Annotated in this window: 29 protein-coding genes, 1 tRNA gene and 1 pseudogene; 15 read left to right on the plus strand and 16 right to left on the minus strand. The window is 67.3% G+C overall.

All coding sequences use genetic code 11. From position 1 onward, the window contains the following. Positions 1–23: 23 nt before the first annotated feature. Positions 24–1,100: an NAD(P)H-dependent amine dehydrogenase family protein gene (locus H289_RS0100070; RefSeq protein WP_020098704.1), complete on the minus strand. Its 1,077-nt coding sequence runs from the start codon at positions 1,098–1,100 to the stop codon at positions 24–26. 4 nt (positions 1,101–1,104) lie between these two features. Further along, entirely contained in the window at positions 1,105–2,079 is a 975-nt protein-coding gene (locus tag H289_RS0100075; protein WP_020098705.1) for an aromatic ring-hydroxylating dioxygenase subunit alpha, read from the minus strand. A gap of 69 nt (positions 2,080–2,148) precedes the next feature. Between H289_RS0100075 and H289_RS0100080 the strand changes: the two genes are divergently transcribed. From H289_RS0100080 to H289_RS0100100, 5 genes are all read left to right on the plus strand, one after another. Then, on the plus strand, positions 2,149–2,754 hold the full coding sequence (locus tag H289_RS0100080; protein ID WP_020098706.1) for a TetR/AcrR family transcriptional regulator: 606 nt from the start codon (positions 2,149–2,151) through the stop codon (positions 2,752–2,754). Between the two features lie 66 nt (positions 2,755–2,820). Continuing rightward, positions 2,821–3,633, plus strand: a complete 813-nt coding sequence (ttfA, locus tag H289_RS0100085; RefSeq protein WP_020098707.1) for a trehalose monomycolate transport factor TtfA — start codon at positions 2,821–2,823, stop codon at positions 3,631–3,633. Positions 3,634–3,657: 24 nt separating this feature from the next. Next, positions 3,658–4,569 (plus strand): hypothetical protein, encoded by a 912-nt coding sequence (locus H289_RS0100090; RefSeq protein WP_036419920.1) that lies wholly within the window; start codon positions 3,658–3,660, stop codon positions 4,567–4,569. Beyond that, positions 4,541–5,227 carry a TrmH family RNA methyltransferase gene (locus H289_RS0100095; RefSeq protein WP_051128367.1) on the plus strand — a complete coding sequence of 229 codons (687 nt, stop codon included), beginning with the start codon at positions 4,541–4,543 and terminating at the stop codon, positions 5,225–5,227. Before H289_RS0100090 ends, H289_RS0100095 begins: the two co-directional genes overlap by 29 nt. 15 nt (positions 5,228–5,242) lie before the next feature. After that, positions 5,243–6,391, plus strand: coding sequence for a glycoside hydrolase family 76 protein (locus H289_RS0100100; RefSeq protein ID WP_020098710.1), 1,149 nt, complete (start codon positions 5,243–5,245; stop codon positions 6,389–6,391). A gap of 1 nt (position 6,392) precedes the next feature. Here H289_RS0100100 and H289_RS0100105 read toward each other — a convergent pair whose 3' ends face one another. Continuing rightward, the gene (locus H289_RS0100105) at positions 6,393–6,713 is read right to left on the minus strand and encodes a DUF732 domain-containing protein (RefSeq protein ID WP_020098711.1); all 321 of its coding nucleotides are present in this window, start codon (positions 6,711–6,713) and stop codon (positions 6,393–6,395) included. Positions 6,714–6,941: 228 nt separating this feature from the next. On the opposite strand from H289_RS0100105, the gene H289_RS32700 reads away from it, so the two are divergent. The 4 genes from H289_RS32700 (at position 6,942) to H289_RS0100125 (ending at position 9,275) form a co-directional block, all read left to right on the plus strand. Further along, complete coding sequence (locus H289_RS32700) at positions 6,942–7,160, plus strand: hypothetical protein (RefSeq protein WP_138158296.1); 219 nt, start codon at positions 6,942–6,944, stop codon at positions 7,158–7,160. Positions 7,161–7,265: 105 nt separating this feature from the next. Next, positions 7,266–7,718 carry a lipoprotein LpqH gene (locus tag H289_RS0100115; RefSeq protein ID WP_036419921.1) on the plus strand — a complete coding sequence of 151 codons (453 nt, stop codon included), beginning with the start codon at positions 7,266–7,268 and terminating at the stop codon, positions 7,716–7,718. A 38-nt stretch (positions 7,719–7,756) separates the two neighbouring features. Beyond that, positions 7,757–8,914, plus strand: a complete 1,158-nt coding sequence (chrA, locus tag H289_RS0100120) for a chromate efflux transporter (protein WP_029104610.1) — start codon at positions 7,757–7,759, stop codon at positions 8,912–8,914. A gap of 121 nt (positions 8,915–9,035) precedes the next feature. Next, positions 9,036–9,275, plus strand: coding sequence for a hypothetical protein (locus H289_RS0100125; RefSeq protein ID WP_138158297.1), 240 nt, complete (start codon positions 9,036–9,038; stop codon positions 9,273–9,275). A 14-nt stretch (positions 9,276–9,289) separates the two neighbouring features. On the opposite strand, the gene H289_RS0100130 is transcribed toward H289_RS0100125, so the two are convergent. Further along, complete coding sequence (locus H289_RS0100130; RefSeq protein ID WP_020098716.1) at positions 9,290–9,643, minus strand: Rv2640c family ArsR-like transcriptional regulator; 354 nt, start codon at positions 9,641–9,643, stop codon at positions 9,290–9,292. Between the two features lie 99 nt (positions 9,644–9,742). On the opposite strand from H289_RS0100130, the gene H289_RS0100135 reads away from it, so the two are divergent. Continuing rightward, positions 9,743–10,168 carry an ArsI/CadI family heavy metal resistance metalloenzyme gene (locus tag H289_RS0100135; protein ID WP_020098717.1) on the plus strand — a complete coding sequence of 142 codons (426 nt, stop codon included), beginning with the start codon at positions 9,743–9,745 and terminating at the stop codon, positions 10,166–10,168. After that, a pseudogene (gene arsB / locus H289_RS0100140) lies at positions 10,165–11,633 on the plus strand (ACR3 family arsenite efflux transporter). Before H289_RS0100135 ends, arsB begins: the two are co-directional and overlap by 4 nt. Here arsB and H289_RS0100150 read toward each other — a convergent pair. Next, positions 11,630–12,679, minus strand: coding sequence for an oxygenase MpaB family protein (locus tag H289_RS0100150; RefSeq protein WP_231387938.1), 1,050 nt, complete (start codon positions 12,677–12,679; stop codon positions 11,630–11,632). The pseudogene arsB and the gene H289_RS0100150 sit on opposite strands and share 4 nt — an antisense overlap. 17 nt (positions 12,680–12,696) lie before the next feature. Further along, entirely contained in the window at positions 12,697–13,329 is a 633-nt protein-coding gene (locus tag H289_RS0100155) for a TetR/AcrR family transcriptional regulator (RefSeq protein WP_020098721.1), read from the minus strand. 66 nt (positions 13,330–13,395) lie between these two features. On the opposite strand from H289_RS0100155, the gene H289_RS0100160 reads away from it, so the two are divergent. Further along, positions 13,396–15,303, plus strand: coding sequence for an acyl-CoA dehydrogenase family protein (locus tag H289_RS0100160; protein ID WP_020098722.1), 1,908 nt, complete (start codon positions 13,396–13,398; stop codon positions 15,301–15,303). On the opposite strand, the gene H289_RS0100165 is transcribed toward H289_RS0100160, so the two are convergent. Together H289_RS0100165 and H289_RS0100170 are read right to left on the minus strand one after the other, a co-directional pair. Then, positions 15,300–15,824, minus strand: coding sequence for a DUF1254 domain-containing protein (locus H289_RS0100165; protein WP_020098723.1), 525 nt, complete (start codon positions 15,822–15,824; stop codon positions 15,300–15,302). The two genes, H289_RS0100160 and H289_RS0100165, sit on opposite strands and share 4 nt — an antisense overlap. Positions 15,825–15,967: 143 nt before the next feature. Then, positions 15,968–16,240, minus strand: a complete 273-nt coding sequence (locus H289_RS0100170; protein WP_020098724.1) for a hypothetical protein — start codon at positions 16,238–16,240, stop codon at positions 15,968–15,970. A gap of 180 nt (positions 16,241–16,420) precedes the next feature. Between H289_RS0100170 and H289_RS0100175 the strand changes: the two genes are divergently transcribed. Beyond that, positions 16,421–17,419, plus strand: a complete 999-nt coding sequence (locus H289_RS0100175; RefSeq protein WP_020098725.1) for an AraC family transcriptional regulator — start codon at positions 16,421–16,423, stop codon at positions 17,417–17,419. A gap of 4 nt (positions 17,420–17,423) precedes the next feature. On the opposite strand, the gene H289_RS0100180 is transcribed toward H289_RS0100175, so the two are convergent. The 7 genes from H289_RS0100180 to H289_RS31665 form a co-directional block, all read right to left on the minus strand. Further along, positions 17,424–17,915, minus strand: coding sequence for a hypothetical protein (locus tag H289_RS0100180; protein ID WP_020098726.1), 492 nt, complete (start codon positions 17,913–17,915; stop codon positions 17,424–17,426). 2 nt (positions 17,916–17,917) lie between these two features. Next, positions 17,918–19,903 (minus strand): glycoside hydrolase family 183 protein, encoded by a 1,986-nt coding sequence (locus H289_RS0100185; RefSeq protein ID WP_020098727.1) that lies wholly within the window; start codon positions 19,901–19,903, stop codon positions 17,918–17,920. A gap of 95 nt (positions 19,904–19,998) precedes the next feature. Next, positions 19,999–20,364 carry a hypothetical protein gene (locus H289_RS0100190; protein WP_020098728.1) on the minus strand — a complete coding sequence of 122 codons (366 nt, stop codon included), beginning with the start codon at positions 20,362–20,364 and terminating at the stop codon, positions 19,999–20,001. 6 nt (positions 20,365–20,370) lie between these two features. Next, entirely contained in the window at positions 20,371–21,768 is a 1,398-nt protein-coding gene (locus H289_RS0100195) for a threonine/serine exporter family protein (RefSeq protein WP_020098729.1), read from the minus strand. Between the two features lie 17 nt (positions 21,769–21,785). Next, positions 21,786–22,190: an HNH endonuclease gene (locus H289_RS0100200; protein WP_029104612.1), complete on the minus strand. Its 405-nt coding sequence runs from the start codon at positions 22,188–22,190 to the stop codon at positions 21,786–21,788. Positions 22,191–22,233: 43 nt separating this feature from the next. Further along, positions 22,234–22,308, minus strand: a tRNA-Thr gene (locus H289_RS0100205). A 42-nt stretch (positions 22,309–22,350) separates the two neighbouring features. Further along, entirely contained in the window at positions 22,351–23,655 is a 1,305-nt protein-coding gene (locus H289_RS31665) for a hypothetical protein (protein ID WP_020098731.1), read from the minus strand. 132 nt (positions 23,656–23,787) lie between these two features. Here H289_RS31665 and H289_RS0100215 point away from each other — a divergent pair, with 132 nt between their 5' ends. Continuing rightward, on the plus strand, positions 23,788–24,507 hold the full coding sequence (locus H289_RS0100215; protein WP_020098732.1) for a response regulator transcription factor: 720 nt from the start codon (positions 23,788–23,790) through the stop codon (positions 24,505–24,507). A 44-nt stretch (positions 24,508–24,551) separates the two neighbouring features. After that, positions 24,552–26,066 carry a sensor histidine kinase gene (locus tag H289_RS0100220; protein ID WP_020098733.1) on the plus strand — a complete coding sequence of 505 codons (1,515 nt, stop codon included), beginning with the start codon at positions 24,552–24,554 and terminating at the stop codon, positions 26,064–26,066. On the opposite strand, the gene H289_RS0100225 is transcribed toward H289_RS0100220, so the two are convergent. Then, a complete protein-coding gene (locus H289_RS0100225) occupies positions 26,013–26,417 on the minus strand; it encodes an HIT family protein (protein ID WP_020098734.1) in 405 nt (134 codons plus the stop codon). The two genes, H289_RS0100220 and H289_RS0100225, sit on opposite strands and share 54 nt — an antisense overlap. Between the last annotated feature and the right edge of the window lie 4 nt (positions 26,418–26,421).

A 26,421-nucleotide genomic window follows, 5' to 3' on the forward strand; every position in this document is an offset into this window, starting at 1 on the left:
GCGTACTTCTCGCCGGGCTCGGGTCAGATGTTGAAGCGGCCCGCGAAGCCGCGTAGCGGCACGTCGGCGCTCGTCAGCAGTCCGGGCGGGGCTTTGACCACCGAGGCGATGACGTTGAGCGCGGGCAGCCCCGTCACGGTCATGCCGATCGAGGCGAAGTTGTCCGGATTCGACAGGTCCACACCGGGTTTCGGGTAGATCATGTGCTTGTTGTAGACGCAGGGGTCACCCTTGATCTGAGTGATGTAGCAGCCCTTGATGTTCCAGCTCGGGTCGGTGTGCGGCGTCATCTGCCATTCCAGATGCGTCTCGATGCGCGGCACACCGTCGACCATGCCCTGGTACTTGATGTAGTTGCCGCCCAGGGAGCCCTTCGGCAGCGTGTACCAGCCCAGGTCGACGTCCTTGGTGCAGGCGCCGAGTTCGGCGCTGAACTTCACCTCGTCGAGTTCGAGCCCGAAGCAGTCGGCCATCATGAGCACGCTGTCGGCGAACACCCGGGTGTACTTCTCGAGCTTCGCCGGGATCGACGGATCATCAACGGGCAGGCCATATCCCACCTCGATCCAGGTGTCCTTGCTGTGATGGCAGGACACGTCGACCGATTCGATGGTGGTGACGTTCTCGATCTCCGCGACGTCGGCCGAACACACCACGCCCAGGATCTGGTTGACGCCGGGGTTCATCCCGGTGCCGTAGAACGTCGACCCGCCCTTGGCGCAGGCCTCGGTCAGCAGCTGTGACACCGGCTTGCCGGAGGGGTGTGGGTGGTTGGTGTCGCGGTGCCAGCCGGTGATCCAGTCGGCCGTCGTCACGATATTGATCCCGGCCTCAAGGACTTTCACGTAGAGGTCCTCGTCGGGGAAGACGCCGTGGAAGGTGAGGACATCGGGTTTCGCGGCGATGATGTCGTCGACCGAGCCGGTTGCGATGACGCCGATGGGTCCGATCCCGGCGATCTCGCCGGCGTCCCGTCCCACCTTTTCCGTTGTGTAGCAATGTAATCCGACCAATTCTAGGTCGGGGCGCTTACCGATGCGCTTGATCATCTCGGTACCGACGTTGCCGGTCGCCACCTGGAAGACGCGAATCTTGGACATCTGGTCAGCCCTTCGGGGTTTCGGGATAGAACTGCATGGCCCACTTACGGATTGCGGTGAAGCCTTCGTATTCGGCGGTGGCCAGCGCCGGCGGATCCGAGTAGCGCTGGTGCGACCAGATGTGGATGTCCTGGGTGAACTGCCGGATCACCTCGTCGCCGAAGGCGTTGGCGCGCTCGGCGTTCCAGGGCGCCCGCCCGATGTAGACCATGAAGCGCACGTCGGAGGTGGACTCGTCGACGGGTGTGACGGCCGAGATGGTGCGGTTGTCGATCATGCCCCAGCTCTTGGTGACGGCGATGCCGAGACCGCCGTTGATGGCCTCGACTCCGCTGCGGACATCGTCGATCGACTGCTGGTCGCTGCCCTCGAAAGTGATGGTGAAGTCGACGTAGGAGATCGGTGCCGCGAAGTCGTGCCGGGTGAACACCGGCACGATCGGCGTCTGGTGCACGAACTTGAAGTGTGCGAAGTCGACGCCGTTCTCCAGGACGTATTGCGGGTGCAGCTCGAGGGTTTCGCGGAACAGTCGCTGCTGGGGGTAATAGTCGGCGGCGCTGCTGCCGTCGTTGAACGACGCGAACACATCGGGCGCCTCGAAGAACGGCTCGCGGCCCTCGACGTCGTGCCAGATGTAGATGGCCTCGTTGCGCTCGGTGACGGGGTAGGTCCGGATGCGGCGGCCGCGGTTGGGCCGGTCCTGGTACGGGATGCAGACGTTGTGGCCGGCGGCGTTCCACTGCCAGCCGTGGAACGGGCACTGGATGGTCTCGCCGACGACGTGGCCGCCGAAGCCGAGGTGTGCCCCGAGGTGCTCGCAGTAGGCGTTCATGACGGTGACGGCGCCGGATTCGGCGCGCCAGGCGACCATCTCCTCGCCGAAGTACTTCATGGTGCGCACCGCGCCGACTTCGACCTCGTCCGACCAGGCGACCTGGAACCATCCCGTCGGCTTCATCGGCAGCTGGGGTTTGGCCATGACCCGAATCGTAGGGGGTTCTGTGAAACTTTGAAAGAGGGTTCTGCGAAACTGCGCTAATCTCGGACGATGACCGCGGCGGCACGACGGACCAACAAGCGCGGCGACGCCACCAGGGAGAGCATGTTGGAGGCCGCGCGCAAGGCGCTGGCCACGGGCGATCCGGGCGCGGTATCGGCCAACCGGATCGCCAAGGAGATCGGCGCCACCTGGGGTGCCGTGAAGTACCAGTTCGGCGACATCGACGGCTTCTGGGCCGCTGTCCTGCGCCGCACCGCCGAGCGTCGCGCGGGCATGCTCAGCCACCACGACAGCGCCACTACGCTGCATCAACGCGTCGCGACCATCATCGACCTGCTCTACGACGGCCTGACCATCGGCGATTCGCGCGCCATCGAGAACCTGCGCGCGGCGCTACCGCGAGACCACGCCGAGCTGGAGCGGCTGTACCCGAAGACCGCCGCGGAGCTGTCGTCGTGGGGGCAGAGCTGGCTGCAGACGTGCCAACAGGCCTTCGCCGACCTGGACGTCGACCCTGAGCGGGTGCGCGAGGTGGCCTCGTTCATCCCCGGCGCGATGCGCGGCATCGCGTCAGAGCGTCAGCTCGGCACCTATACCGACCTCGACGTGGCCCGACGGGGGCTCACCAACGCGATCGTGGCCTACCTCAAATAGCACGTGACCAGCTTGTAACCAATTCGAGTTCGAGCATTTCGGGTACCAACCAGTAGGCTTGGCCCGATGGTCCCGCTCTGGTTCACGCTTTCCGCGCTCTGCTTCGTGGGTGCGGCAGTGCTGCTGTATGTCGACATCGACCGTCGACGTGGCCTCGGCCGGCGCCGCAAGTCATGGGCGAAGTCGCACGGGTTCGATTACGAACACGAGACTCCCGACCTGGTCAAGCGGTGGAGCCGCGGCATCATGTCGACCGTCGGTGAGAACGTCCATGCCCGCAACGTCGTGCTCGGACAGATTCGCGGCGAGGCCGTGTTCATCTTCGACCTCGACGATGTGGCCACCGTGATCGCTCTGCACCGCAAGGTCGGCACCAACGTGGCCGTGGACGTCCGCCTCAAGGACATTCCGGAGCCGCGGGAAAACGACATCTGGCTGCTCGGCGCCATCGGCCCCCGCATGGTCTACTCCACGAACCTCGATGCCGCCCGTCGCGCCTGCGACCGCCGGATGGTGACGTTCTCGCACACCGCCCCGGATTGCGCCGAGATCATGTGGAACGAGCAGAACTGGACGCTGGTGTCCATGCCGATCACCAGCACCCGCGCTCAGTGGGACGAGGGTCTGCGCACCGTCCGCCAGTTCAACGACCTGCTGCGGGTGCTGCCGCCGGTGCCGTCCGGCCAGAACAGCGTCGCCGGCCAGGCCGTCGCGCGTCGCAGCGGTTCGCCGAGCCGTCCGCTCAGCGCCGGCCCGATGCGGCAGAACGAACTGCCCGCCGGCCGCAGCAACCAGGCCCCTGGCCGCGCAGACATCGGCCGCTACACGCAGTTCGCGCCGGCCCGTAACGGCCGCCCCGCGCCGAATTATCAGCGCTGAGTCCCTGCGGCTAACCTTGGCCGCATGTCTTTTCGCAGGTTGGCCTCGCGGCTGCTGACTGTGCTGCTGGCCGGTGTGCTGGTCGCGTGTTCCAGTGACAGCTCCGCGAACTCCGTCATCTTTGGTGCGCCCAGCGCCAAAGTCGGCGAGTCGCAGGCACTGCTGGGCTGGAACGTCTCGGTGTCCAACCTGCGCTTCCAAGACGACCAGGTGCTGATCGACGTCGATCTGGCCGCCGCGAAGGCCGGTGGAGAACACGCCAAGCCCGAGGCCCTGCGCTTCGGCCTGTACGGCGCATTGGCGCATCCCATCGAATCGAACCTGATCGGTGGCTGCGACGGGGTCCCCAACCTCAAGATCAACCCGGCCGTCGTACAGAACCCGGACAAGGTAACGGGCACAGTCTGTTTGGGCCCGATGCGCGACCAGACCCAGGTGCGTGGCGTCTACCTGTACTCGCCCGCCGACCGCATCAAGGACACCACCGTCGCCTACGGCGCGGCGTACCCCGTCGGCCTGACGCCGACCAACGAGTCCGACACGGGGCTGACGCTCAAGGCCACCAGCGTCGACGGGTTCCGGGCCGACGGCGGGCAGTTGATTCCCGCGGCGCTGGGAGATCCGACGGCGTTCACCGGCAAGGGCTACATGCTGCTCGGTCTCGAAATCGGTGGTCTGGCAAGCCGGTACAAAGATGACTCGGCCAAGCGTGGCGGGCCGCTGATGATCGCGGTGGCGCCGACACTGCCGCCGCCCGGCCTGTCGCACATGTGTGACGTCTACGGCGCGACGCTGCTGGTGCTGCCGGACGCGAAGGTCGGGGCGATCAACACCCGTGCCTCGCTGTGCACGCAGGGCGACATCAACCAGGCGCTGCTGTACGCCACCGTCACCGTGGTGGGAACACATGCGGCGGTGTGGATTTCGCGTGAGTGATCAGGTCGCCGATCACGCCGATGTGCCAGGCCCCACCGAGTGGGGCGCCGGGCCCGGCGTCGGCCCGTGGTCCGGTGAGCTGCCCGACGATCCGCGCTACGACCCGGAGTTGTTGCGCGAGGGCGACACTCGCAACGTCGTCGACGCCTACCGGTACTGGACGCGGGAGGCGATCATCGCCGACATCGACCAGCGCCGGCACCCGCTGCACATCGCGATCGAGAACTTCGGCAACGATGCCAACATCGGCGCGGTGGTCCGCACCGCCAATGCGTTCGCGGTGGACACCGTGCACATCGTCGGCCGCCGGCGGTGGAATCGCCGGGGCGCCATGGTGACTGACCGCTACCAGCGACTCATGCACCACGCCACCACGGCGGAACTGCTGGCCTTCGCCGAAGCCGCGGGGCTGACCCCCGTCGCCGTCGACAACGTCCCCGGCTCGGTGCGGCTGGAAGAGACGACGCTGCCCCGCGAATGTCTACTGATCTTCGGGCAGGAGGGGCCGGGCATCACCGACGACGCCAAGACGGGGTCGATGATGACGGTGTCCATCGCACAATTCGGCTCGACCCGCAGCATCAACGCCGGGGTGGCCGCGGGGATCGTCATGCACACCTGGATCACTCAACATGCAGGACTGGATCGGGCCTGGTAGGGCAGGATAGAACGCATGGATCAGCGTCCGGTGGAGCGAAGCGACGGGGATGCAGTTTGGGCCAACCGTGCGGCCAGCGCGGAAACGGCTGTGTTCAACCGGCATATCCGGCGGCTCTGGGGGGTGCCCGGCACTCAGCTGGGCGTCGTGGCCTGGCCGTCGACGCGCGCCGACCGGCTGTTCAAGAGCTGGGACTACTGGTGGCAGGCGCATCTGCTGGACTGCATGATCGATGCGCAGCTGCGCGACCCGCAGGAGTACCGCGTCGCCCGCATCAGCCGTCAGATCCGTGGACATCGACTGCGCAACAACGGGTCCTGGACCAACAACTACTACGACGACATGGCGTGGATGGCGCTCGCGCTGGAGCGTTCCGGCCGGTTGGTCGGCGTGGGCCGGCCCAAGGCGCTCAAGACGTTCACCGACCAGTTCCTCAATGCCTGGGTGCCCGAGGACGGCGGCGGTATCCCGTGGCGCAAGCAGGACCAGTTCTTCAACGCCCCGGCGAACGGCCCGGCCGGCATCTTCCTGGCCCGCCACGACCGCCTGCGGCGGGCGCAGCAGATGGCCGACTGGATCGACGGCACGCTGATCGATCCCGATACGCACCTGGTGTTCGACGGCATCAAGGGCGGTTCCATGGTGCGCGCCCAGTACACGTACTGCCAGGGCGTGGTGTTGGGCCTGGAAGTGGAGCTTGCCGTGCGTACCGGCGACCCGCGGCATGCGGAGCGGGTGCACCGCCTGGTGGCCGCGGTCAACGAGCACATGCTCGACGACGGCGTGATCAGGGGTGCCGGCGGCGGCGACGGTGGCCTCTTCGGCGCCATCCTGGCCCGCTACCTGACGCTGGTGGCCACCACCTTGCCCGGGGATACCGAGGAGGACGACGCGGCCAGGACGACCGCCCGCGGCCTGGTGCTGAAATCTGCGCAGTCGGCGTGGGACTACCGGCAGTCCGTCAACGGCATCCCGCTGTTCGGCGCGTTCTGGGACCGCGCGGCCGAGCTGCCGAAGGACGCCGGTGAAAAGGCGAAATCCGTTGACGGTGCGGTGAATTCATCCGATATTCCGGAACGCGACCTGTCGGTGCAGGTGGCCGGCTGGATGCTGATGGAAGCGGCCCACGTGTTGACGGCCGACGCGGACGCCGACGAGTCCTGACCTACTGTCCCTTCGGCGTCAACTCGCGGCAGTACGCGTAGATGGCCAGCCCGCCGAACTTGACGGCATCGTCGTTGGACAGGTTGGCGGCGTTCTTCTTCAGGTAGGTCAGTGCAGAGTTGACGCCGCCGCTTCGCATCGCGCTGCAGGTGCCGTGCGCGAGCTTGAGAGCGGTGCTGTTCGGCATGAGGATGCCTTTGTCGTGCACGGCCTGCAGGAACATGGGATCGATCTGGTCATCGGCGTGGGCGGGGACGGCCATCACGATGGCGGCCGCCGACGAGACCGCCGCGAACAGAGCTGCTGTGCGTGTGCGTTTCATTCGGATCCCCCATGCAAGATCGGTTTGCTGACAGGCTACGCGAGGCTCGGCGATCCCGGACGGAGTCGCTTGGGGACGACCACCGGAATTTCTTCAGAAACGTCAGCGTCATATACTTAGACCGCATATTGCATTTTGATTTTTTGCTTATTTCGGAGGATGGCTATGGCCACGATGAAGAAGATTGCGTCGACTACAGCACTTGCAGCAAGCCTGGGAGCTGCGATTTTGGGTGTCAGTGCGGGAGTTGCCAGCGCAGCTCCGGCGCACGACCCCGCCACGATCCCGATGGACCGCGGTCACGGCCACGGCCACGACGACTGGGATGATCACGGCCGCGGTTGGGGTGGCCCGGGTTGGCGTGGTGGCGGCTGGGATGGCCCTGAGGTCTACGTCAACCTGCCCTGCGTGACCGGCCCCGCCGGCATCGTCACCGTTTGCCCGTAGCTCTTTGCCGCTGACGGCTCGTGGCCGCTGACGATTGATCTCCTTCGCTCCGGGGAACCCCTGGCTCGTATCGCCAGATATCCCGGACGCGAAGGAGGAGAAACGTTGGTACGCAAGACTCTCGTGATCGGTGTGGTCGCGCTAGGGCTGGCCGGTTGTTCCACGGAGAACTCCGAACCGACTGCCGGCTCACCGAATTCGGGCTTGCGCGCGCCGCAGGTCGTCGTCGACGGACAGCCCCGAGCCGTGAGCGGTGGGGTGACCTGCCATCAGGCGGGTGACAACGTGACGATCGGGATCGGCGACGTGTCCAGTGGCGTCGGCGCCGTCGTGACGACGAGCGATCCGCCGCAGGTTCGTACCGTCGGCCTCGGCACGATCGACGGCGTCGCGTTGGGGTTCACGAGCTCCGAGCCCGGCGAGGCGGACAACGCCGTAGCCGCGGTGCGGGGCAAGTCGTACGCGATCAAGGGCACTGCCAGCGGCAGCGACTTGAGCAATCCGCGGTCGCCGCAGCAGGTGAGCAAGAGCTTCGAGATGGATGTCGCCTGCCCGTAAGGTGCATGATGCGGCGTTACCCGCCAGGATGATTGGTCGTGACCACTCCGGCAGAGGATGCATCGCCCCGAGTGTCCCTGGGCACCGTCCTGCGTGAGTGGGGCACCATCGGATGCATCGGTTTCGGCGGGCCGCCCACGCACATCAAGCTGTTGCGCAGCCTGTGCGTGGAGCGCCGCCGGTGGATCGGCGCCACCGAGTTCGAGGACGCGATCGCCACGTGCAACCTGTTGCCGGGGCCGGCGTCGACGCAGCTGTCGATCTACTGCGCCTGGCGCGTCCGCGGCCGGCTCGGTGCGCTGGTCGGTGGCGCCGCGTTCATCGTTCCGGGGCTCATCGTCATCCTGGGTCTGGCGGCGTTGTTCCTGGCTGGATCACCGCCACGGTGGGTGCTGGCCGCGGGGGCCGGCGCGGGCGCGGCGGTGGCTGCTGTCGCCGTCCATGCGGGGGCCGCGTTGGTCCCCGCCAGTTGGCAGCGGCGCACCAGCTCCGTCCGGTGGCTGGTGTATGGCGCATCGGGTGCGGTCGCGGCCGCGCTACTGGGCCCGTGGCTGGTGGTGGTGCTGTTGGCTTGTGGCGCAATCGAATTGGCGCGGACGACGACGCTGCCCCGGTCCGGTGCGCGCAGCATGCCGGTCCTGGCGTTCCAGTCCCTGGCGCTGGGCACACTGGGTTCGCTGTGCTGGGTGGCGTTGAAGGTCGGCGCGCTGTCGTACGGCGGCGGCTTCGTCATCATCCCGCTCATGCAGGCGGACGCTGTTGACCACTACCACTGGATGACCGGTGCGCAGTTCCTCAATGCTGTTGCGCTGGGCCAGATCACGCCGGGACCGGTGGTGCAGACCGTCGCCGTCGTCGGCTATGCCGCCGCGGGATTGCTCGGCGGCGTGCTGGCCTCGGTGGTGGCCTTCAGCCCGTCGTTCGTGTTCATCCTGTTGGGCGCCAAGCACTTCGACCGGATTCGCGGCAACAACTACGTGCGGGCCTTCCTGGACGGCGCGGGTCCGGCCGCCATCGGTGCGATCCTGGGCTCGGCGGTGCCGCTGGCCCTGTCGATCAGCCAGACCTGGCAGTACGTCGTCCTGGCGGTGGCGGTGGTTGCCGTGTTCAGCCGGGTGAACGTCGTGATCACGTTGCTGCTGGCCGCCGGGGCCGGCGTTCTCGCCACCGCGTTCGGCCTGCCCTTGCCGGGCTGATTTAACTGGTCGGGGAATGTCATCGACCGCCTGACCGTCTTACAATAGAGGGGCATTTATTGCCTATTTGTATTTGTTGTTTCGGAGGTTGGCCATGGCCAAGTTCAGAACGATTGCATCGATGACAACACTCGCCTTGGGCCTCGTGGCTGCGGGTTTGGGTTTCGGCTCGGGTATCGCGAGCGCCGCACCGGCGGTCGGTCCCGGAACGATCCCGATGGACCACGGTTGGGGCTGGGGTGGCGACGACTGGGACGGTCACCACGGTCACGGCCGCGGCTGGGACGGTAACCGCGGTTGGGGCCCCGGCTACTTCCCGCCGCCGTGCCTGACCGTCCCGTACGTCACCATCTGCGCCTAGTCGCGCGAGGGCTGTCAGCAGCAATTCGGGTCGAGCACCCGGCATAGCGCGGCGAGCGCATCGCGTCGCGGGGTGTGGTGCACGTTCATGCCCTGACGTTCGGAGATGACGAACCCGGCGGCCCGCAGTTGGCCGAGGTGGTGACTGACTGTCGATTCGGCCAGGCCCACCGCGGCCGCAAGGGAGCCGGTGGTGCAGGGCTCGCCACAGGTGAACAGCAGCGACATCAGTTTCACGCGCGCGGGGTCGGCGAGTGCCTTGAGCCGCATGGCGAGGTCGAGCGCGGCGGCGTCGTCGGTCGGGCTCGCGGCCACGGGCGCGCAGCACAACGGCTCGGACATGTCGATGACGGGCAGTGCCTTGGGCATACCACCGATCCTACCTCAGCTTGTTGACATATATCGAAAAGGTGCGGTAGAACTGTGCTGCGGATTTCGATATACGTCACATACCTCGGGAGGTCTGCCATGTCTCGTGTCCAGCTCGCTCTGAACGTCGACAACCTCGACGAGTCGATCGCCTTCTACCGCAACCTGTTTGGCGCCGAGCCGGCCAAGGTGAAGCCCGGCTACGCGAACTTCGCGATCGCGAACCCGCCGCTCAAACTGGTGCTGCTCGAGAACCCGGGACACGGCGGGTCGATCAACCACCTGGGTGTGGAAGTCGAATCCAGCGACGCCGTGCACACCGAGATCGCCCGCCTGACCGAGGCAGGAATGTTCACCGAAGAGGAGATCGGCACCACCTGCTGCTTCGCCACGCAGGACAAGGTTTGGGTGACCGCCCCCGGCGGGGAACGCTGGGAGGTCTACACCGTCCTCGCCGACAGTGACACCTTCGGCGCTGCGCCGAGCGGATCGGATGATGCGGTGTGCTGCGGGGCGCAGGCATGACGCAGACCGCTGACGCCGCTCCGGCGACAGCTCGACTCTCGACGCTCGACCGGTATCTGCCGGTCTGGATCGGCTTGGCGATGGCGGCCGGGCTCTTGCTCGGCCGCTGGGTCCCCGGACTGGACGTCGTGCTGGAAAAGGTTCAGGTGGATGGCATTTCGTTGCCGATCGCGCTGGGCCTGCTGATCATGATGTACCCGGTGCTGGCCAAGGTCCGGTACGACCGACTCGACACCGTCACGTCCGACCGCAAGCTGCTGCTGTCCTCACTGGTGCTGAACTGGGTGCTCGGGCCGGCGCTGATGTTCGCGCTGGCCTGGCTGTTCCTCGCGGACCTGCCCGAGTATCGGACCGGGCTGATCGTCGTCGGCCTGGCTCGCTGCATCGCCATGGTGATTATCTGGAACGACCTGGCGTGCGGCGATCGGGAGGCTGCAGCTGTTCTGGTGGCGCTCAATTCGGTGTTCCAGGTGCTGATGTTCGCGGTGCTCGGCTGGTTCTACCTCTCGGTGCTGCCGGGCTGGCTGCACCTGCCGCAGACCGCGATTGCGACGTCCCCGTGGCAGATCGCGAAGTCGGTGCTGATCTTCCTCGGCATCCCGCTGGCTGCCGGCTACCTGTCGCGCCGACTCGGCGAAAAGGCCAAGGGCCGCGCCTGGTACGAGTCGACGTTCCTGCCCCGGATCGGGCCGTGGGCACTGTACGGGTTGCTGTTCACCATCGTGATTCTCTTTGCGCTGCAAGGGCATCAGATCACCACTCGCCCGTGGGACGTCGCCCGCATCGCGCTCCCGCTGCTGGTCTATTTCGCGATCATGTGGGGTGGTGGCTATGCGCTGGGTGCTGCTCTCGGCCTCGGCTACGAACGCACCACGACGCTGGCGTTCACCGCAGCAGGCAACAACTTCGAACTGGCCATCGCCGTCGCGATCGCCACGTGGGGCGCGACGTCCGGTCAGGCCCTGGCCGGCGTCGTCGGACCGCTGATCGAAGTGCCGGTTCTGGTCGCGCTCGTCTACCTGTCGCTTGCGCTGCGGCCGCGGTTGCGGAGTGTGCCCGCATGAGCCCCAAACCCAGCGTGCTGTTCGTCTGCGTCCACAATGCCGGCCGGTCGCAGATGGCGGCCGGGCTGCTCACCCATCTGTCCCAGGGGCGCATCGAAGTGCGTTCTGCGGGAACAGCACCCGCCGATGCGATCAACCCGGTCGCGGTCGCGGCCATGGCTGAACTCGGCATCGACATCACGGCCCAAGCGCCAAAGGTGTTGACAGCGGACACGGTGGAAGCGAGCGACGTGGTGATCACCATGGGCTGCGGCGACACCTGCCCCTACTTTCCGGGGGTGTCCTACCGGGATTGGAAACTCGATGACCCGGCGGGTCAACCCATCGAGGCCGTGCGGCCCATCCGCGATGCCATCGCCGACCGGGTTCGGGACCTGGTCGACGAACTGCTGCCGCGCTAGGCGAGACTCCCGAGGTAGGCCTGCGACTCGATCAGGCCCTCGTCGCTGGGCGCCTGCCCCTCGCCGAACACCCGCTGCTGTTGCTTTGCGCGCAGATCATGGTGTGCGTCAGCGGGTTTGACGAATCCGAAGCGGCGGCGCGCTTCTTCAGGAGTGAACACGGCATCGGTGATCGCCGGGATGCCGAGGATGTACGGCGCGGCCACCTGGGTCACCGACGGCGCGATCAGCTGCGCCACGGCGAGTTTCAGCCGTGGGCTGCGATCGACGATGCCGTAGGCAACCTTGAGTACCGGGCGCACGGCGATGTCGACGACGCGGGGCTGGTCGAAACCGCTGAGCTTGCGCATCCAGCGGGGCATTGTGGCGATCGTGCCCGCGCGCAGGACGAGGTTGACGAGCTCGACGACCGGCTTCAGTACCCGCGGCGCCGGAGGCAGTACGACTTTGGCATTGAGCAGGTGGTCCATCATGGCGCGGGCCGCTTCACTGACCGCCAGGTGCGGGCGCATCTCGTCGAAGTACGCGCGCACACCGGCGCTGGTACGCGGCACATCGGCCGGGTCGCAGGTCTGGAACTCCGCCGCGATGGCGCACTCTTCCCAGTACTGGTTCTCTTCCTCCGGGGTGAGCTTGCCTCCGCCGTACATCTCGTACGCGGTCAGCACCGAATGCCACCCGGTCAGCAGGATCCACAGCTGCGAATGCGGGTTGTTGGCGTCGTACTTGTTGCCGCTGACGGGCTCGGTGCCGATCGCCTTCGAATGCACCTTGACCAGCACGTCAGCGGCCTTGACCACCGACTGGCTATCGCCGAACGCAACCGTCGCGAAATACCGCACGGTGCGGTCGTAGCGTGTGCGGGGCCGGTCGTAGTTGGCCTGCGTGGCATCGACGGCGGCGATCAGAGACGGGTCGAGTTCCTCCACCACGACGGCGCGCTGCAGGCCCGTCACCGGAGTGGTGGTGTGTCCCCACACCTTCCAGGTGACGGTGCCGGGGCCGAAGAAGCCGTAATCGGCGAGGGGTTGCACTGGCTGGGACACGACTTACTCCTTGTTGGTCAGGCCGCGGCGAACGCGCGGCACATGAGTCGTCCGTAGAATTCGCCGAGACTGTCTGCGTCCCAGTCGTTCTCGGGGTCGAGGAGGGACCGGACCGCGGCCTCGCTGGAGGACACGAACAGTTCGGTCAGTACCGGCATCTTGCGGTTGAGGTCGGTGGTCTGCCACCACGTAGTCAGCGCCGGCGCGATCCAGCGCGACGAACTTCTCGCGAGTGTACGACGGGTCTCCGCGACCATGTCGGCGACCGCCGGGTCGGCGTGCGCCAGGTATACGAAACGCCAGGTGTCCGGTTGGCCCTCGACGGCATGCAGCAGTGCGCGGTATCCGTCGATGAACGCGGCCTCCGGGTCGTCGCCGCGGCCGGTGTGCAGGGCTGCCAGCAGGGTCTCGCGCAGCGACTCGCCCTCGCGATCCAGCAGTGCGGCAAGAAGTTCCACGCGGTCCTTGAAGCACGAGTAGACCACCGGCCGGGTGACGCCGAGGTGGGTGGCCACGGCGCCGATGGTCACCGCAGCCGTGCCGGATTCCGCGGCGATCTGCAGTGCGGCGTCGAGGATCTGCGGACGGCGGCGCTCGGGGCCCAGATGGGCAGCCCGCTCCCGGGGCTTCGTTGCGGCGTCGGTGGCCATGAACCGAATGTAGCAGAATTATTCTTGTTTGAATAATTTTTCTTCATCCTTGTAGGATTGCTCGCCATGACCATGCTCAACCCGCACAAGCCGGACTTCGCCGACTTCGACGAGCGGACCCAGCAGGTCTTCGTCGCGACTATCGAGTTCTTCGAGAGCCACGGCAAGGCCTGGTTGACGCAACAGGACCGCGACCGCGTCTGGTACGCGGAGTTCATCGAATTCCTCAAGAAGGAAAGGGTTTTCGCGACGTTCCTGACGCCGGCATCGGAGGCGGACGGTGACCCCGACAAGCGATGGGACACCGCGCGCAACGCGATGTTCAGTGAGATCCTGGGCTTCTACGGCATGCAGTACTGGTACGTCTGGCAGGTCACGATCCTGGGACTCGGCCCCATCTGGCAGTCGTCCAACGCCGTGGCCCGCAAGCGGGCTGCCGAGCTTCTCGACGCCGGCGCGATCTTCGCGTTCGGCCTGTCGGAGAAGGAGCACGGCGCGGACGTGTACTCCACGGACATGGTGCTGACGCCGGTCGACGACGGCTACCGGGCGAACGGCGGCAAGTACTACATCGGCAACGGCAACCTGGCCCGCATGGTGTCGGTGTTCGGCCGCCGGGCAGACAAGCCGATCCTGGACAGCTCGACCGCGCTGGACGGCGGCAAGCCCGACGAGGATTTCGAGGGGTATCTCTTCTTCGCCGCCGACAGTCAGCATGCTGACTACAAGCTGCGCAAGAACGTCGTCAACGGCCAGATGTACGTCGCCGCTTTCGATCTCGAGGATTACCCGGTCGACGCCGAGGACATCCTGCACGCCGGCAAGGGCGCGTTCCATGCCGCGATCAACACCGTCAACATCGGTAAGTTCAACCTCGGCTTCGGTTCCATCGGCACGTGTGAGCACGCCATGTACGAGGCCGTCACGCACGCCGAGAATCGAATCCTGTTCGGAAAGCACGTCACCGAGTTCCCGCAGATTCGCCGCATGCTCACCGAGGCCTACGCCCGTCTGGTCGGCATGAAGCTCTACAGCGAGCGCGCCATCGACTACATGCGGTCGGCGTCAGCGACCGATCGGCGCTACCTGCTGTTCAACGCCATCGAGAAGATGACCGTCACGCGCGAGGGCGAGAAGATCGTCACGCTGCTGTCGGACACCATCGCCGCGCGCGGGTTCGAGAACGACATGTTCTTCCCGATGGCGCTGCTCGGCTCGGTCGGACTGCCTCGCCTCGAGGGCACCGTCCACGTCAACATGGCGCTGTCGCTGAAGTTCATGCAGAACTTCATGTTCCGTCCCGCCGACGCCGGACTTCTTGCGCTGCAGCAGCTTCCCATCGAGTACTCGCCCAACGCGGCGACGCGGGCCGTGGCGGGCGGCCTGCGTGCGGCGGGCTCGGCTGTCGTTCCTCGGATCGCGCGGATTCCGAAGGCTCCGAAAGCATTACGCACCGAGAAGCTGCCGGTGGTGCGCCGCCGTCGGGACTTCACCAACGACGACTTCCTCTTCGCGCAAGGCCCCAGCCGCGGTCTGGGCCGGGTCGCTTTCGCGGACTGGCGCGGCGTCCTTCAGGAGTTCGCACACATCCCCAACGTCGCGGTCTTCCTCAAGCAGGCCAACGGTTTCCAGACTCTGCTGGCCGCGGCCACGCCGACCGCGCAGCAGCAGGACGACGTCGACTTCCTGTTCGCGATCGGTGAGCTGTTCACTCTGCTGCCCTACGCGCAGCTGATCCTCGAGCAGGCCATCATCGACCAGACCGACGACGACGTGCTGGACCAGCTGTTCGAGGTTCTGGTCGCCGACTTCTCCCGGCACGCCACCACGTTGCACTGCAAGCCCAGTGCGACTGCCGCACAGAAGAAACTGGCGCTCGATCTGATCGCGGAGCCGGTGGGCGACCCGGCACGCTTGGAGCGCATGGTCCGCACCGTGCGCGACCTGGCGGGCCGGTACGAGATGGCGCCCTAGTCGGACACGAATTGCGTGACGTAGGCACTCAACGGAATCAGTGAAATCCGGTTCAGCAGATCTTGGGCGGCGGCGCGGTCGTCGGCCGTGCTCGTGCACTCGACGCGCCCCAGCAGCCAGATGATCGGGGCGGGCGAACGGTGTTCGGTGACACCGGCAGGCAGTTCGCCGTTCCAGTTCGGGCCGGTGATGGCATACGTCTGCGGCGTCGTCCAGGCGACGTGCTCGTCGGCGTCATCGAACACGTCGGCTCGGCCGGAGAGCACCTGGAACAGATAGCGGCGGTCGGCGGCGTCCGGCAGGGTCAGCACCCAGGGCTCGGCGTTCACGTCGAGGAATCGGTCGACGTAGATGGCGTCGGTTGCGCTCGTCCGCATGAGCTGCTGCAGCGGGCAGCGGCTGGCTTCGGTCTCGCCCTCGGCGCGGTGGGCACGGCGTGCTGCCGGTCCGGCCAGGATCACCAGTGCTGCCACGGCGATGGACAACGTGCCGCACCACGGCAGGATATCGGCTGCTGACATGACGGCCGTAACTCCAATCCGGGTGTGGCCCATGGTCGGTCGCGGGCCGGGTTCGGTCCGCTCATCTCACTGTGCAGCACGGCGCTGCCCGAAGTCTTGACACCTAGAGACCGATTCTTGACTTTTCGGGACAGTGCGGGGTCTCAGCAGGGAGCGCCGGGCGGCGTGTAGTAGGGCACGCCTTCGTCTGTGTAACAAGGAACTTCACCGGCGACATACGGAACGTGGGCCGCCGCGATGGCGGTGCCCACGGCGACGTCGCCCGCGATGTTGGTGCAGCCGCCGGCCGAGAAGTGCCGGCCACCGGCGCTGGCGCAGACGTCCGCGGCGGCGGCAGGCGCTACCGCCAGCGGCGCCACGGCCAGGGCGGCGCCCAGCAGTGGGACGGATACCAGCGCGGTGATGCGTGGGCTCATGGTGCTCCTCGGGGTGCTGGAGATGACACGGTCGCGCTTTGCTGAATGTGCGACATGTGGGGGACGAGGTCGTCGAAGGGCCGGCGCGACGCTGCACCGGCCCTTCGTGGAACTCGACTGTGCTGCACCACACCGGTTCGTGTCTTGACATTTCGCGACAAATTTTTGACAGTTAGAGACATGTCGGTCATCCGAGGCACGGCACTGACGAGTTTTCATGAGTTGGTTGCTGAACTCGGCGGCGACGGTGACGCGCTTCTTGCCGCGGCGAATATCGCGAGCGCGGACATCGGCCGTCACGATCGGTTCATCTCCCTGCCCAGCGGAACCCAGGCGCTCGAGTTCGCCGCCGTGGCATTGCGCACTCCCGATTTCGGACGTCGACTCGCGTTGCGCCAGAGCATCGACATCCTCGGACCCGTCGGGCTCGCGGCGCGCAACGCCGAAACGGTCGCGGATGCCTTCGTCATCTTCGACAAGTTCATGGCCGCCTACAGTCCCGCGATCAGTGCCCGTATCACCGTCCCCGTCGGTACCGACCTGCGCCGCTTCGAGTTCGAGTACCTCTTGGACCCGGCGCCGCCGCAGGCGCAGGCCATCGAGTTGTCGCTCGGTGTCACGCTGCAAGTATTGAGACTGTTCCTGGGCCCGGACTACCGCCCGCTCGCTGTACACCTGCCGCACTCGGCACGCACCCCGGCCGGCGAGTACCAGGCCTACTTCGGCTGCCCGCCGTCGTTCGGTGAACCGGTCGCCGGGTTCACGCTGCGCGCCGCCGACTTGGCGCGACCGTTGCCCACCGACCGGATCGCGCATCAGACGGCCATGGACTACCTCATCAGCACCATCGGCGAATCCGAGCCTGCCACAACCCAATTGGTTCGCACCCTGGTCCGTCAGTTGCTGCCCGGTGGGGCGGTGGGACTGCAGGACATCGCCCGTCATGTCGGGCTGCACCCGAAGACACTGCAGCGGCGCCTGGCCGTCGAGGGCGCGACGTTCGGGGACCTGGTCGACCAGACCCGCCGGGACACCGCGCAGCGGTTACTGCTCGATACCGAGCTGACCCTCGACCAGCTCTGCCGGAATCTCGGCTATGCCGAACAGAGTGTGCTCACGCGGTCGTGCAAGCGATGGTTCGGGACGACTCCCACGGCCTACCGCAATGGCAGGCGCTGACAACTCAGCCGAGCCGCGTCCAGAGGCAGTAGCCGGAGAACTCGACCGACGACGCCGTGGGTGCCACGTCGAAGTGCAGCGTCTGGTTCGGTTCGCCGTCGGTTGCCGCGGGCGCACTGACCACACCGGCGCTGATCACCGCGCGCTGCTCGACGTGGCAGCGGTTCCCGGGGCCGAGCGGAGTGCCACTCCACTTGCCGGACATCAGGTTTGGATTGCGCATGCCCTGCCCGCGCAGGGCGATGACGGGGCCGGTGCTCCACCAGCGGTCGCTGGGTTCAGCGGGCAGCGCGACGGGCTGCCAACGCCCTTCGTGGCACTGCAGCGGCGTGTTGGCGCCCGCGGTGGGCGCGGGCGTCGTCGGCATGGTGGTGGCTTCGTCGGCCGTCGGCGGACACGGCTGATCCTGTTGCGGCGCAACGGGATCAGCCGCGCACAACGGTGCCACCGCGGTCGCCATGGCGACTGCGGCCATCGCGACGGCCGTGCGAATCATGGCTAGAGCTTCGTGAGATCGGTCTTCATCAGCATGACGTTGTACTCACTCCACAGTGACAGGTTCCAGTACAGATCGGTACCGGTACCCAGGGTCGACGGTGACCAGGGCTGCATCATGGGCGCGTAGATTCCGCCGTTCTGTTGCGGCATCAGCACGGTGGCCGCCGACCACGTGCCCTGCGGGGCGTCGGCGGTGCGCAGCACGACGTTGTTGAACTGGTCGGCGTAGAGCGTGACGTACTTGCCGAGCGTCGGGTTGTACTGCACCGACATCTCGCTGACGTGGTTCCCGGCTTTGGCGATGCCGCATGCTCCGGTGTCCTGGCCGAACACCACGCCGGCCTTCGACGGGTCCTTGTACCAGCCCTGTTTGATCGCGCCGATGCCGAACCAGCCACCCGCGCTGCCCTTGTTGTAGTACTCGTACTTGGACGCGTCGAGGATGTCGGCCTCGGCCACCCGCGAGATGTAGGCAGCGCCACCGCGCCCGTTCGGTGTGCCGTACGAGTAGACGTAGCCGTCACCCGGACGAACCAGGGCCGCCTGCTGGAAATTGGCGTTGCCGCCCCAGTTCTGCCGGACGCTCTGCGGTGCGATGGTCCAGTTCTCGCCGTTGTCGGTCGAGTAGGCCATGGCCGAGTAGTTCGTCGTCCACTGGCCGGGCGCGCCCCACTGCTTGACCGACATGAAACTCAGGTACTGGGTGGCGCCGAACTGGGTGCCCGGCGTCGGCACCGAGATGCCCGAGGTCGGGATCAGCGTCACGCCGGACGGCAGGCCCGCGGGGAGTTTGGCGGGCAGGATGATCTGGCGTGCCGTCGTCGCCGATGACAGGGGAGTGCCGCCGAACATGTTGCCGTTGAGCCACTGACCGGCCGGGATCGAGATGCCGTCGGCGAGGTTGGCGTCCGACGAGCGGAACAGGATGTTGTTGAGCCAGTTCCCGGTCATGTTGGGGCCGCTGAAGGTGTCACCGAACGCCATCAGCACCTGATGCTCGTTGATCGGGGTGCTGGGATCGTCGGCAATCCCGTTGTCCCACGCGGTGCCGACGTCGGTGCCCCAGACGCCGAAGCGGTTGTAGGTGTCGTTGGGCGCGAAGTTGCCCGTAACCCAGTCGACGAAACTTGTTGAGGCAGTGATCTGTTGGCCCGGCTTCGGCCAGGCCGGCCGCGGGTTCATGGCCGCCGTGACCGCGGCCAGGGGGTTGCTCAGCACCTGGCCGGTGGTGGTGAGTGCGCTGACGACGTTCTGCGGCTTGATCGCCGTCAGGAGGTTGTCGATCTCTTTGCGTGCGAAGGCCAGCACGGTCCACGCCAGTGTGGGCTGGGCCGGGCTGCCCAACGGGTTGAACGCCCAATTCAGCGCGCCCGAAACGGCTTTCATCACTGCGGCCACCGGGTTGGTCGGCTTGACCGTGGGCGCGGTGACGTTGGGCGTGAGGAGGTTCGTCGTCGCCGAGACGGGGCTCGGGGCCGCCGTGACCGCGCTGGCGGTGACCTTCATGACCGTCGGTGCGACGGCCGCCACGCCGGCCGGCTTGGGTGCCGCGGCCTGCGGGCCGGCCGGCTTGGTTGGCGTCAGCTGTGGGCGTTTCGGGGTTTTCGGGACCGCGGCGGCCGGTGCCGCGTCGTTGACGTTGTTGTTCTTCGGTTTGTTCTTGCGATCACGGCCCTTGGCCGGCGCCTTGGTGGGTTTGTCGGTCTCGGGGTCGGCTGTGGTCTCGGTCGTGGTGCCCGCGGCCGGCGTTTCGGTCTTGTCGTCGCTCTTCTTGGGCCGGGGCTTGTCGCGACGCGGTTTGGTAGAGGTGCCCGAAGTGCCGGGCGCCCCGGCGGTTTCGCCTGTCGCGGAGGCTGCCGCGCCGGCGGGCGCTCCTGTTTCAGTCTGGTCGGCCCATGCGACGGCCTGGCCGGATGCGATCGCGGTTCCGATGCCGAGTGCGACGGCGAGCCTTCCGACTCTGCCGACGTAGCGTGCGGCGCTCATCGTGTCTCCCTGCTGTTCCAGCTAATTAACTAATGGAACAACATCGGCTCGAGCCGCGGGAGATTTTCGACGGGGTTGTTTCCGTCTCGATACCGTCAGCGGAGCAGGCCGGCCTCGCGGAGCGCATCCTCGTACAACTCGATGGCGTGGTCGATGCCGCGATCGACCCAGCTGTCGACGAAGGCCACCCTGTCGGCGATCAGCTGGATTCCGGTCGCCCAGCGCTCGAAATCCCCAGTGCGGCGCAGGATGTCGATCTGGACGCGGGTGCCCTTGATGTGGATGAACCCGCCCAGCTCCGTCGTCTGGGGACGTAGCACCGTGACGTCGAAACCTTCGATCCGACCGTCGTCGACGAGGGCCTGCAGGTAGCCACGGGCATCGCGCAGCGCCGCGAGGGCCTGGAGTTCCCGTCCCTGGGTGGGCAGTCCCCAGGCAATCCAGATTCCGGTTTCGGACATGACGCCCTACGCTACGCGCGAGCCCAGCAGCAGGCGGGGAAGGCGCGGGCGTCGCATGGTGCGCGCCGTCCATTCGCCGAGGGTCACGCCGGCGGCCAGCGTGCAGCCGACCATGACGGCGGTGAAGAGATTGGAGATGGCCGCCAGGGTCTGGCCCGCCATGATCTCGGACAGCCCGCGGTAGACCGCGAGACCGGGCACCAGCGGAGTGATGCCGGCGACGGCGACGATGATCGGCGGGACGACGGCGCGCCGCGCCAGCAGGCCACCAGCCAGACCGACGACCGTGGCGGCGACCGCGGACGCGACGATCGGTCCCAGCCCGGCGTTCAGGGTCGACCCGACCAGTCCGGCGCCGACGGCACCCGATGCGAACGAGGTGGTGAGCGCCTTCAGTGACGCGTAACTGGCGAGCGCGAAGGCCGCTGACGCCAGGCCGCCGGTGAGCACCATGATCGGCAGCGGCGCGTAGGGCAGTACCTCCTGTTGCATGGGCGGCAGGCTGGCGCCGAGGGCGGAGGTGAGGCGCAGCGCGATGCCGACGCCGCCGACCAGGCCCGCGGTGTAGACCATCACCTCGATGAACCGGCCGGCCGCCGTGACGGGCGCGCCCGTGATGGCGTCCTGCACCGAACCGACGAGCGACAGCCCGGCCATGAGCACGATGATGCCGGACACGATGATGCGATACGGCGCCACGACGGCGCTGTGCTCGAGGGCGAGTTTGTAGATGAACGCGGCCGGCACCGTCGCGATGAAACCGCCCATGACCTGCTGGAAGAAGTACGGCAGGCCGAACTTGGCGAGCGAGACATTGATTCCGTAGATCGCGGCGGTGGTGACGAACGAGACGACGGCGAGCGTCGGGCTGCCGCCGAGCATGAGCGTCACGGCGGCCGCCATCAGCGCCCAACCGGACAGCGCGACCTTGCGTGAATACGGATGGTCGGCGGCGACGATGTGGTCGAGCGCCGCGCGGGCGGGCTTGAGGCCGAGATGTCCGCGGCCGATCTGCCGGAGCAGCGTGTCCAGCTGTTCGAGCCGCGTGTAGTCCAGCGAGCGGTACTTCACCGTGCGCATGTAGCTGGTGGGCGGCAGGCCCGGACCGCGCCGGGCCGAGACGTGGATGGCGTTGTAGGTGACGTCGACGGCGCAGTCCGGCAGGCCGTAGGTCGCGGCGACGAACGCGATCTGCTTACTGGTGTCGATGGCACCGGTGCCGGAGTCCAGCAGCACCTCGCCGACGTTCATCGCCAGCTCGACCACCTCGGTGACGGCGCGCTCGTCGCTCAGGTCGACGGGCTGCGCGGGCGCGATGACGGGCAGGCCCGCGGTGTCGGCGGTGGACGGCCGGTCGCCGAGAATTCGCCGCCGGGCGGAGGCGACGCGATCGCGCAGTGTCACAAGAGAATCGTAGGTCCCTAGTAAGACTGCCCATTGGCGTATCGCTCGCGACGGAAGTGGCGGCCGTTGCCACGGTTGCGGCTCTTGTACGTCGGCAGCTGTGAGTCACAGTTCGGGCAGATCAGCCGCAGGTTCTCCCGACGGTTGTTCGTCGGGTCGCCGTCGATGTGGTCCAGTACGAGCGCCAGCGGCAGGTCTTGCCAGGTTGCGTTACCGCCGCAGATCGCGCAGCAGCCGGACTGGGCGCCGGCGAGGTATCGGCGGATGTAGTGATCGTGATAGGTGGCGACATACGCCTCGCCGGTCTCGAGCCAACGTTTCGTTCGGGCGTCGCTGCGGGCCGATGCCTGACACGCGTTACTGCAGTAGACCCTCTGGCTGCGCTTCACGAGCGGACTGCCACAACCCTGGCATGACCTCATGCACGGACGCTACGACGAGCCACCGACAAGCCGCGGCTGCTAATGGAGCCCCCGGTCAGGATTGAACTGACGGCCTTCCGCTTACAAGGCGGGTGCTCTACCACTGAGCTACGGAGGCATGCGGTTCGACGGAACCGCCCTGAATCCTAACCCGTGGGGGTCAGTGGCCGGATCCCGGCTGGCCCTGGCCATTCTCGTCAACGGCTTGCCGCGCGGCCGCGGCCTTGGCGGCGCGCTTGCCGCGCTGGCGACTCAGCGGGATGCGCCCGGCGATGTTGCTCAGCGGATTCACCGCGTCGTTGAGGACCAGCACCGCGTCGTACAGCTTGTCGACGGTCGGGGCGAGCCCGGCGAGCACGGGTGCCAGCTGGTTGAGGTTGTCGACGACGTCGTTCAACTTCATCAGGGCACCGTCGGGTGCGGTGAGGACGTCGATCGCACCGCCCTCGTCGAGCAGTCGTTCGGCGATACCGCCCTCGCTGAGCAGTCGGTCCACGAGGCCGCCGTCGGCGAGCATCTTGTCGACGGGCCCGCCGTCGCCGAGCAGACGGTCGGCGATGCCGTCGGCGCGCAGCACCCGATCCACGACCCCGTCGTCGGCGAGCAGGCGGTCGGCGATACCGCCCTGGCCGACCAACCGATCGGCGATGCCTTCAGGTCGCAGGACGCGATCGACGATGCCGCCGTCGGCGAGCATCTGATCCACGACACCGCCTTCGGCGAGACCGCGGTCGGCCACCCCACCGGGGGCGAGCACCCGGTCGAGGATGCCGTCGGCCGACAGCACGCGGTCAACGACGCCGCCGTCGGCGAGGACGCGGTCGGCCGGCCCGCCCGGTTCGAGCAGCCGGTCGAGGATGCCGTCCGCGCTCAGCAGCCGGTCCACCACGCCGCCGTCGGCGAGGACGCGGTCGGCCGGTCCGTCCTTGGCGATCAGGCGGGCCGCGATGCCGTCCTCGCTGAGTACGCGGTCCACGACACCGTCGGTGGCCAGCACCTGCTCGGCGAAGCCGCCCGGGGCGAGCACTCGAGACAACGCGCCTTCGTCGGATGTCAGTTGATCCAGCAAGCCGCCGTCGAGGGTCAGTTGGTCGATGATCCCGCCGGGTGCCAGCGCCCGCGTCACGGCACCACCCTCGGCGGTGAGACGGTCGAGGAGGCCGCCGTCCTGGCTGATCTGATCGACCAAACCACCCGGGCGAAGCAACCGATCGAGCACGCCGCCCGGTGCCAGCGCCCGGCCCAGTGGAGCGTCGTCGTCGATCAGTCGGGTGAGGCGGCCGGCCCGGCTCAGGGCGTCGTCGAAGCCGAAGATGCGGCTCATCGACGGGGCCACGATGGCCGGCCCGCTGCCGTTGAGGCCGCGCTGTACGGCGGTAACGGTGTCGCCGGCGATCTCGAGGCCGACGCTGGCGATCTTGAACGGCGTCGCGGCCAGGTCTGACAGGGCTTTACCCAAATCCATCGGCCAAGTGTATGGCGCCGGTCACATCTGATGTGCCGAGGTGCTGGAGGTCTGGCAAATGACCGCGCGACTCACAGTATCTTCACAGCCACCAGGCAGGGAGGATTTAAGGCCTGCGAGGACCATGGCTGCATGGCCATGGCTGCAGTTCCTGAGGCGACCCCCGAAGCGCGGATCCTGGTAGTCGACGACGAGACGAACATCGTCGAGCTGCTGTCGGTCAGCCTGAAGTTTCAGGGCTTCGAGGTGCACTCCGCCTCCAACGGCCCCGCCGCGCTCGACAAGGCCCGCGAGGTCAAGCCCGACGCGGTGATCCTCGACGTGATGATGCCCGGCATGGACGGGTTCGGCGTGCTGCGCCGGATGCGCGCCGACGGTATCGATGCGCCTGCCCTCTTCCTGACCGCCCGCGACAGCCTGCAGGACAAGGTGGCCGGCCTGACGCTCGGCGGCGACGACTACGTCACCAAGCCGTTCAGCCTGGAAGAGGTCGTGGCCCGGCTGCGGGTCATCCTGCGCCGCACCGGCCGTGGTGTCGAAGAGCCGCGCAGTGCCCGGCTGACGTTCGCCGACATCGAGCTCGACGAGGACACCCACGAGGTGTGGAAGGCCGGCGAACCGGTTTCGCTGTCGCCCACCGAGTTCACGCTGCTGCGTTACTTCATCATCAACGCGGGCACAGTGCTGTCGAAGCCGAAGATCCTCGACCACGTGTGGCGCTACGACTTCGGCGGTGACGTGAACGTCGTCGAGTCCTATGTGTCGTACCTGCGCCGCAAGATCGACACCGGCGAGAAGCGCCTGCTGCACACGTTGCGGGGTGTCGGCTACGTCCTGCGCGAGCCGCGCTGAGTACATTCCGCGATTCCTGGGCGGGCATCGCCAACAATGGAGTGATGAGACGTCGACTGGGCGAGCGCAGCGACGGGAAGTGGCGCGGTACCCGCGGCATTCCGCTGCGGGTGGGCCTGGTCGCCGCGATGGTACTGCTGGCGGCCTGCGGTCTGCTGGCCTCCGGCGTCGCCGTCACCTCGATCATGCAGCACAGCCTGATCAACCGCGTCGACGAGACGCTGCTGGATGCCTCGCGCAGCTGGGCTCAGGAACCGCGGCGTATCCCGGCCACGCCGATCGAAGGCCCGAACCCGGCGCGGCCGCCGTCGAACTTCTACGTCCGCGGCATCGATCCTGACGGGCGGGTGTGGATCGCCGTCAACGACAACGACGCGCAGCCGGCGCTGCCGGACAGCAATGACGTCGGCCCGGTGCCGACGACGGTGGGCTCGATCCACCACTCCGACGTGAAATGGCGCGCCATGACGGTGCGCGGTCCGGCCGGGGAGTTGACGACGGTCGCTATCGACCTCTCCGACGTCGCGTCGACGGTGCGGGCGCTGGCGTGGTCGCAGGTCGGCATCGGCGCCGCCGTGCTGCTGATCCTGGGGATCGCCGGGTACGTCGCGGTGCACCGCAGTCTGCGGCCCCTCGTCGAGGTGGAGCGGACGGCTGCCGACATCGCCGCGGGACAGCTCGACCGCCGTGTTCCCGAGCGGGACTCACGCACCGAGGTCGGCCGATTGTCGTTGGCGCTCAACGGAATGCTCGCGCAGATCCAGAACGCGGTGGCCTCGTCGGAGCAATCGGCAGAGACGGCGCGTACGTCCGAGGAGCGGATGCGGCGCTTCATCACTGACGCCAGTCACGAGCTGCGGACGCCGCTGACCACCATTCGCGGATTCGCCGAGCTCTACCGGCAGGGTGCCGCCAGCGACGTCGAGATGCTGATGAGCCGCATCGAGAGCGAGGCCCGGCGCATGGGTCTGCTGGTCGAGGATCTGCTGCTGCTCGCACGGCTGGACCAGCAGCGACCGCTGGAGCAGCGGCCCGTCGACCTGCTGATCCTGGCGACCGATGCGGTGCACGACGCGCGGTCCATCGCGCCGCGGCGGACGGTGTCGCTGGAGTTGTTGGACGGGCCCGGGACCCCGGAAGTCCTGGGCGACGAGGCGCGGCTGCGCCAGGTGCTGGGCAACCTGGTCATGAACGCCGTGCAGCACACGCCGGAGACCGGTGGCATCACGGTGCGCGTCGGCACCGTCGGCACCGATGCCGTGCTCGAGGTCTGCGATCAGGGCCCGGGCCTGTCGGCCGAGGACGCCCACCGCATCTTCGAGCGCTTCTACCGCACCGACTCGTCACGTACCCGGACCAGCGGCGGCACGGGCCTCGGACTGTCGATCGTCGACTCGCTGGTGCGTGCGCACGGCGGCGTCGTCACGGTGACGACCGCGCCGGGGCAGGGCTGCCGCTTCACGGTCCGGCTGCCGCGGGTCGGCGGCGCCGCCGACCCTGCCGAATCAGCCGACGGTGCCGAGGGCAGCGATGATCTTGGCCTGAGCTTCGTCGAGTGATTCCGGCGACGGGTTGCGGTCCACATTGGCGAACCCGAAGTCGGACAGGTTGCGGGCCGGGAACACGTGCACATGCAGGTGCGGCACCTCGAGTCCGGCGATGATGACGCCGGCCCGCTCGGTGTCGAAGGCCGAGCACACCGCGCGGCCGATCTTCTGCGACACCGCCATCACCTTGTTGAACAGCTCGGGGTCGAGGTCCTGCCAGTTGTCCACCTCGGCCCGGGGCACGACCAGGGTGTGACCCTGAGTCATGGGCTCGATGGTCAGGAAGGCGACGACGTCGTCGTCCTCGTAGACGAATCGGCCCGGCAGGTCGCGGTTGATGATCATGGTGAAGACGGACGGCATGGGT

This window comes from Mycobacterium sp. 360MFTsu5.1, assembly GCF_000383495.1.
In the GTDB taxonomy this organism is placed as follows: Bacteria; Actinomycetota; Actinomycetes; order Mycobacteriales; family Mycobacteriaceae; genus Mycobacterium; species Mycobacterium mucogenicum_B.

Coding starts and splice junctions, on each gene's coding strand:
- H289_RS0100070 (WP_020098704.1), bottom strand. CDS start 1,100: ATGTCCAAGATTCGCGTCTTCCAGGTGGCGACCGGCAACGTCGGTACC.
- H289_RS0100075 (WP_020098705.1), bottom strand. CDS start 2,079: ATGGCCAAACCCCAGCTGCCGATGAAGCCGACGGGATGGTTCCAGGTC.
- H289_RS0100080 (WP_020098706.1), top strand. CDS start 2,149: ATGACCGCGGCGGCACGACGGACCAACAAGCGCGGCGACGCCACCAGG.
- ttfA (WP_020098707.1), top strand. CDS start 2,821: ATGGTCCCGCTCTGGTTCACGCTTTCCGCGCTCTGCTTCGTGGGTGCG.
- H289_RS0100090 (WP_036419920.1), top strand. CDS start 3,658: ATGTCTTTTCGCAGGTTGGCCTCGCGGCTGCTGACTGTGCTGCTGGCC.
- H289_RS0100095 (WP_051128367.1), top strand. CDS start 4,541: ATGCGGCGGTGTGGATTTCGCGTGAGTGATCAGGTCGCCGATCACGCC.
- H289_RS0100100 (WP_020098710.1), top strand. CDS start 5,243: ATGGATCAGCGTCCGGTGGAGCGAAGCGACGGGGATGCAGTTTGGGCC.
- H289_RS0100105 (WP_020098711.1), bottom strand. CDS start 6,713: ATGAAACGCACACGCACAGCAGCTCTGTTCGCGGCGGTCTCGTCGGCG.
- H289_RS0100125 (WP_138158297.1), top strand. CDS start 9,036: ATGACAACACTCGCCTTGGGCCTCGTGGCTGCGGGTTTGGGTTTCGGC.
- H289_RS0100130 (WP_020098716.1), bottom strand. CDS start 9,643: ATGCCCAAGGCACTGCCCGTCATCGACATGTCCGAGCCGTTGTGCTGC.
- H289_RS0100135 (WP_020098717.1), top strand. CDS start 9,743: ATGTCTCGTGTCCAGCTCGCTCTGAACGTCGACAACCTCGACGAGTCG.
- H289_RS0100155 (WP_020098721.1), bottom strand. CDS start 13,329: ATGGCCACCGACGCCGCAACGAAGCCCCGGGAGCGGGCTGCCCATCTG.
- H289_RS0100160 (WP_020098722.1), top strand. CDS start 13,396: ATGACCATGCTCAACCCGCACAAGCCGGACTTCGCCGACTTCGACGAG.
- H289_RS0100165 (WP_020098723.1), bottom strand. CDS start 15,824: ATGTCAGCAGCCGATATCCTGCCGTGGTGCGGCACGTTGTCCATCGCC.
- H289_RS0100170 (WP_020098724.1), bottom strand. CDS start 16,240: ATGAGCCCACGCATCACCGCGCTGGTATCCGTCCCACTGCTGGGCGCC.
- H289_RS0100175 (WP_020098725.1), top strand. CDS start 16,421: ATGTCGGTCATCCGAGGCACGGCACTGACGAGTTTTCATGAGTTGGTT.
- H289_RS0100180 (WP_020098726.1), bottom strand. CDS start 17,915: ATGATTCGCACGGCCGTCGCGATGGCCGCAGTCGCCATGGCGACCGCG.
- H289_RS0100185 (WP_020098727.1), bottom strand. CDS start 19,903: ATGAGCGCCGCACGCTACGTCGGCAGAGTCGGAAGGCTCGCCGTCGCA.
- H289_RS0100190 (WP_020098728.1), bottom strand. CDS start 20,364: ATGTCCGAAACCGGAATCTGGATTGCCTGGGGACTGCCCACCCAGGGA.
- H289_RS0100200 (WP_029104612.1), bottom strand. CDS start 22,190: ATGAGGTCATGCCAGGGTTGTGGCAGTCCGCTCGTGAAGCGCAGCCAG.
- H289_RS31665 (WP_020098731.1), bottom strand. CDS start 23,655: ATGGATTTGGGTAAAGCCCTGTCAGACCTGGCCGCGACGCCGTTCAAG.
- H289_RS0100215 (WP_020098732.1), top strand. CDS start 23,788: ATGGCCATGGCTGCAGTTCCTGAGGCGACCCCCGAAGCGCGGATCCTG.
- H289_RS0100220 (WP_020098733.1), top strand. CDS start 24,552: ATGAGACGTCGACTGGGCGAGCGCAGCGACGGGAAGTGGCGCGGTACC.
- H289_RS0100225 (WP_020098734.1), bottom strand. CDS start 26,417: ATGCCGTCCGTCTTCACCATGATCATCAACCGCGACCTGCCGGGCCGA.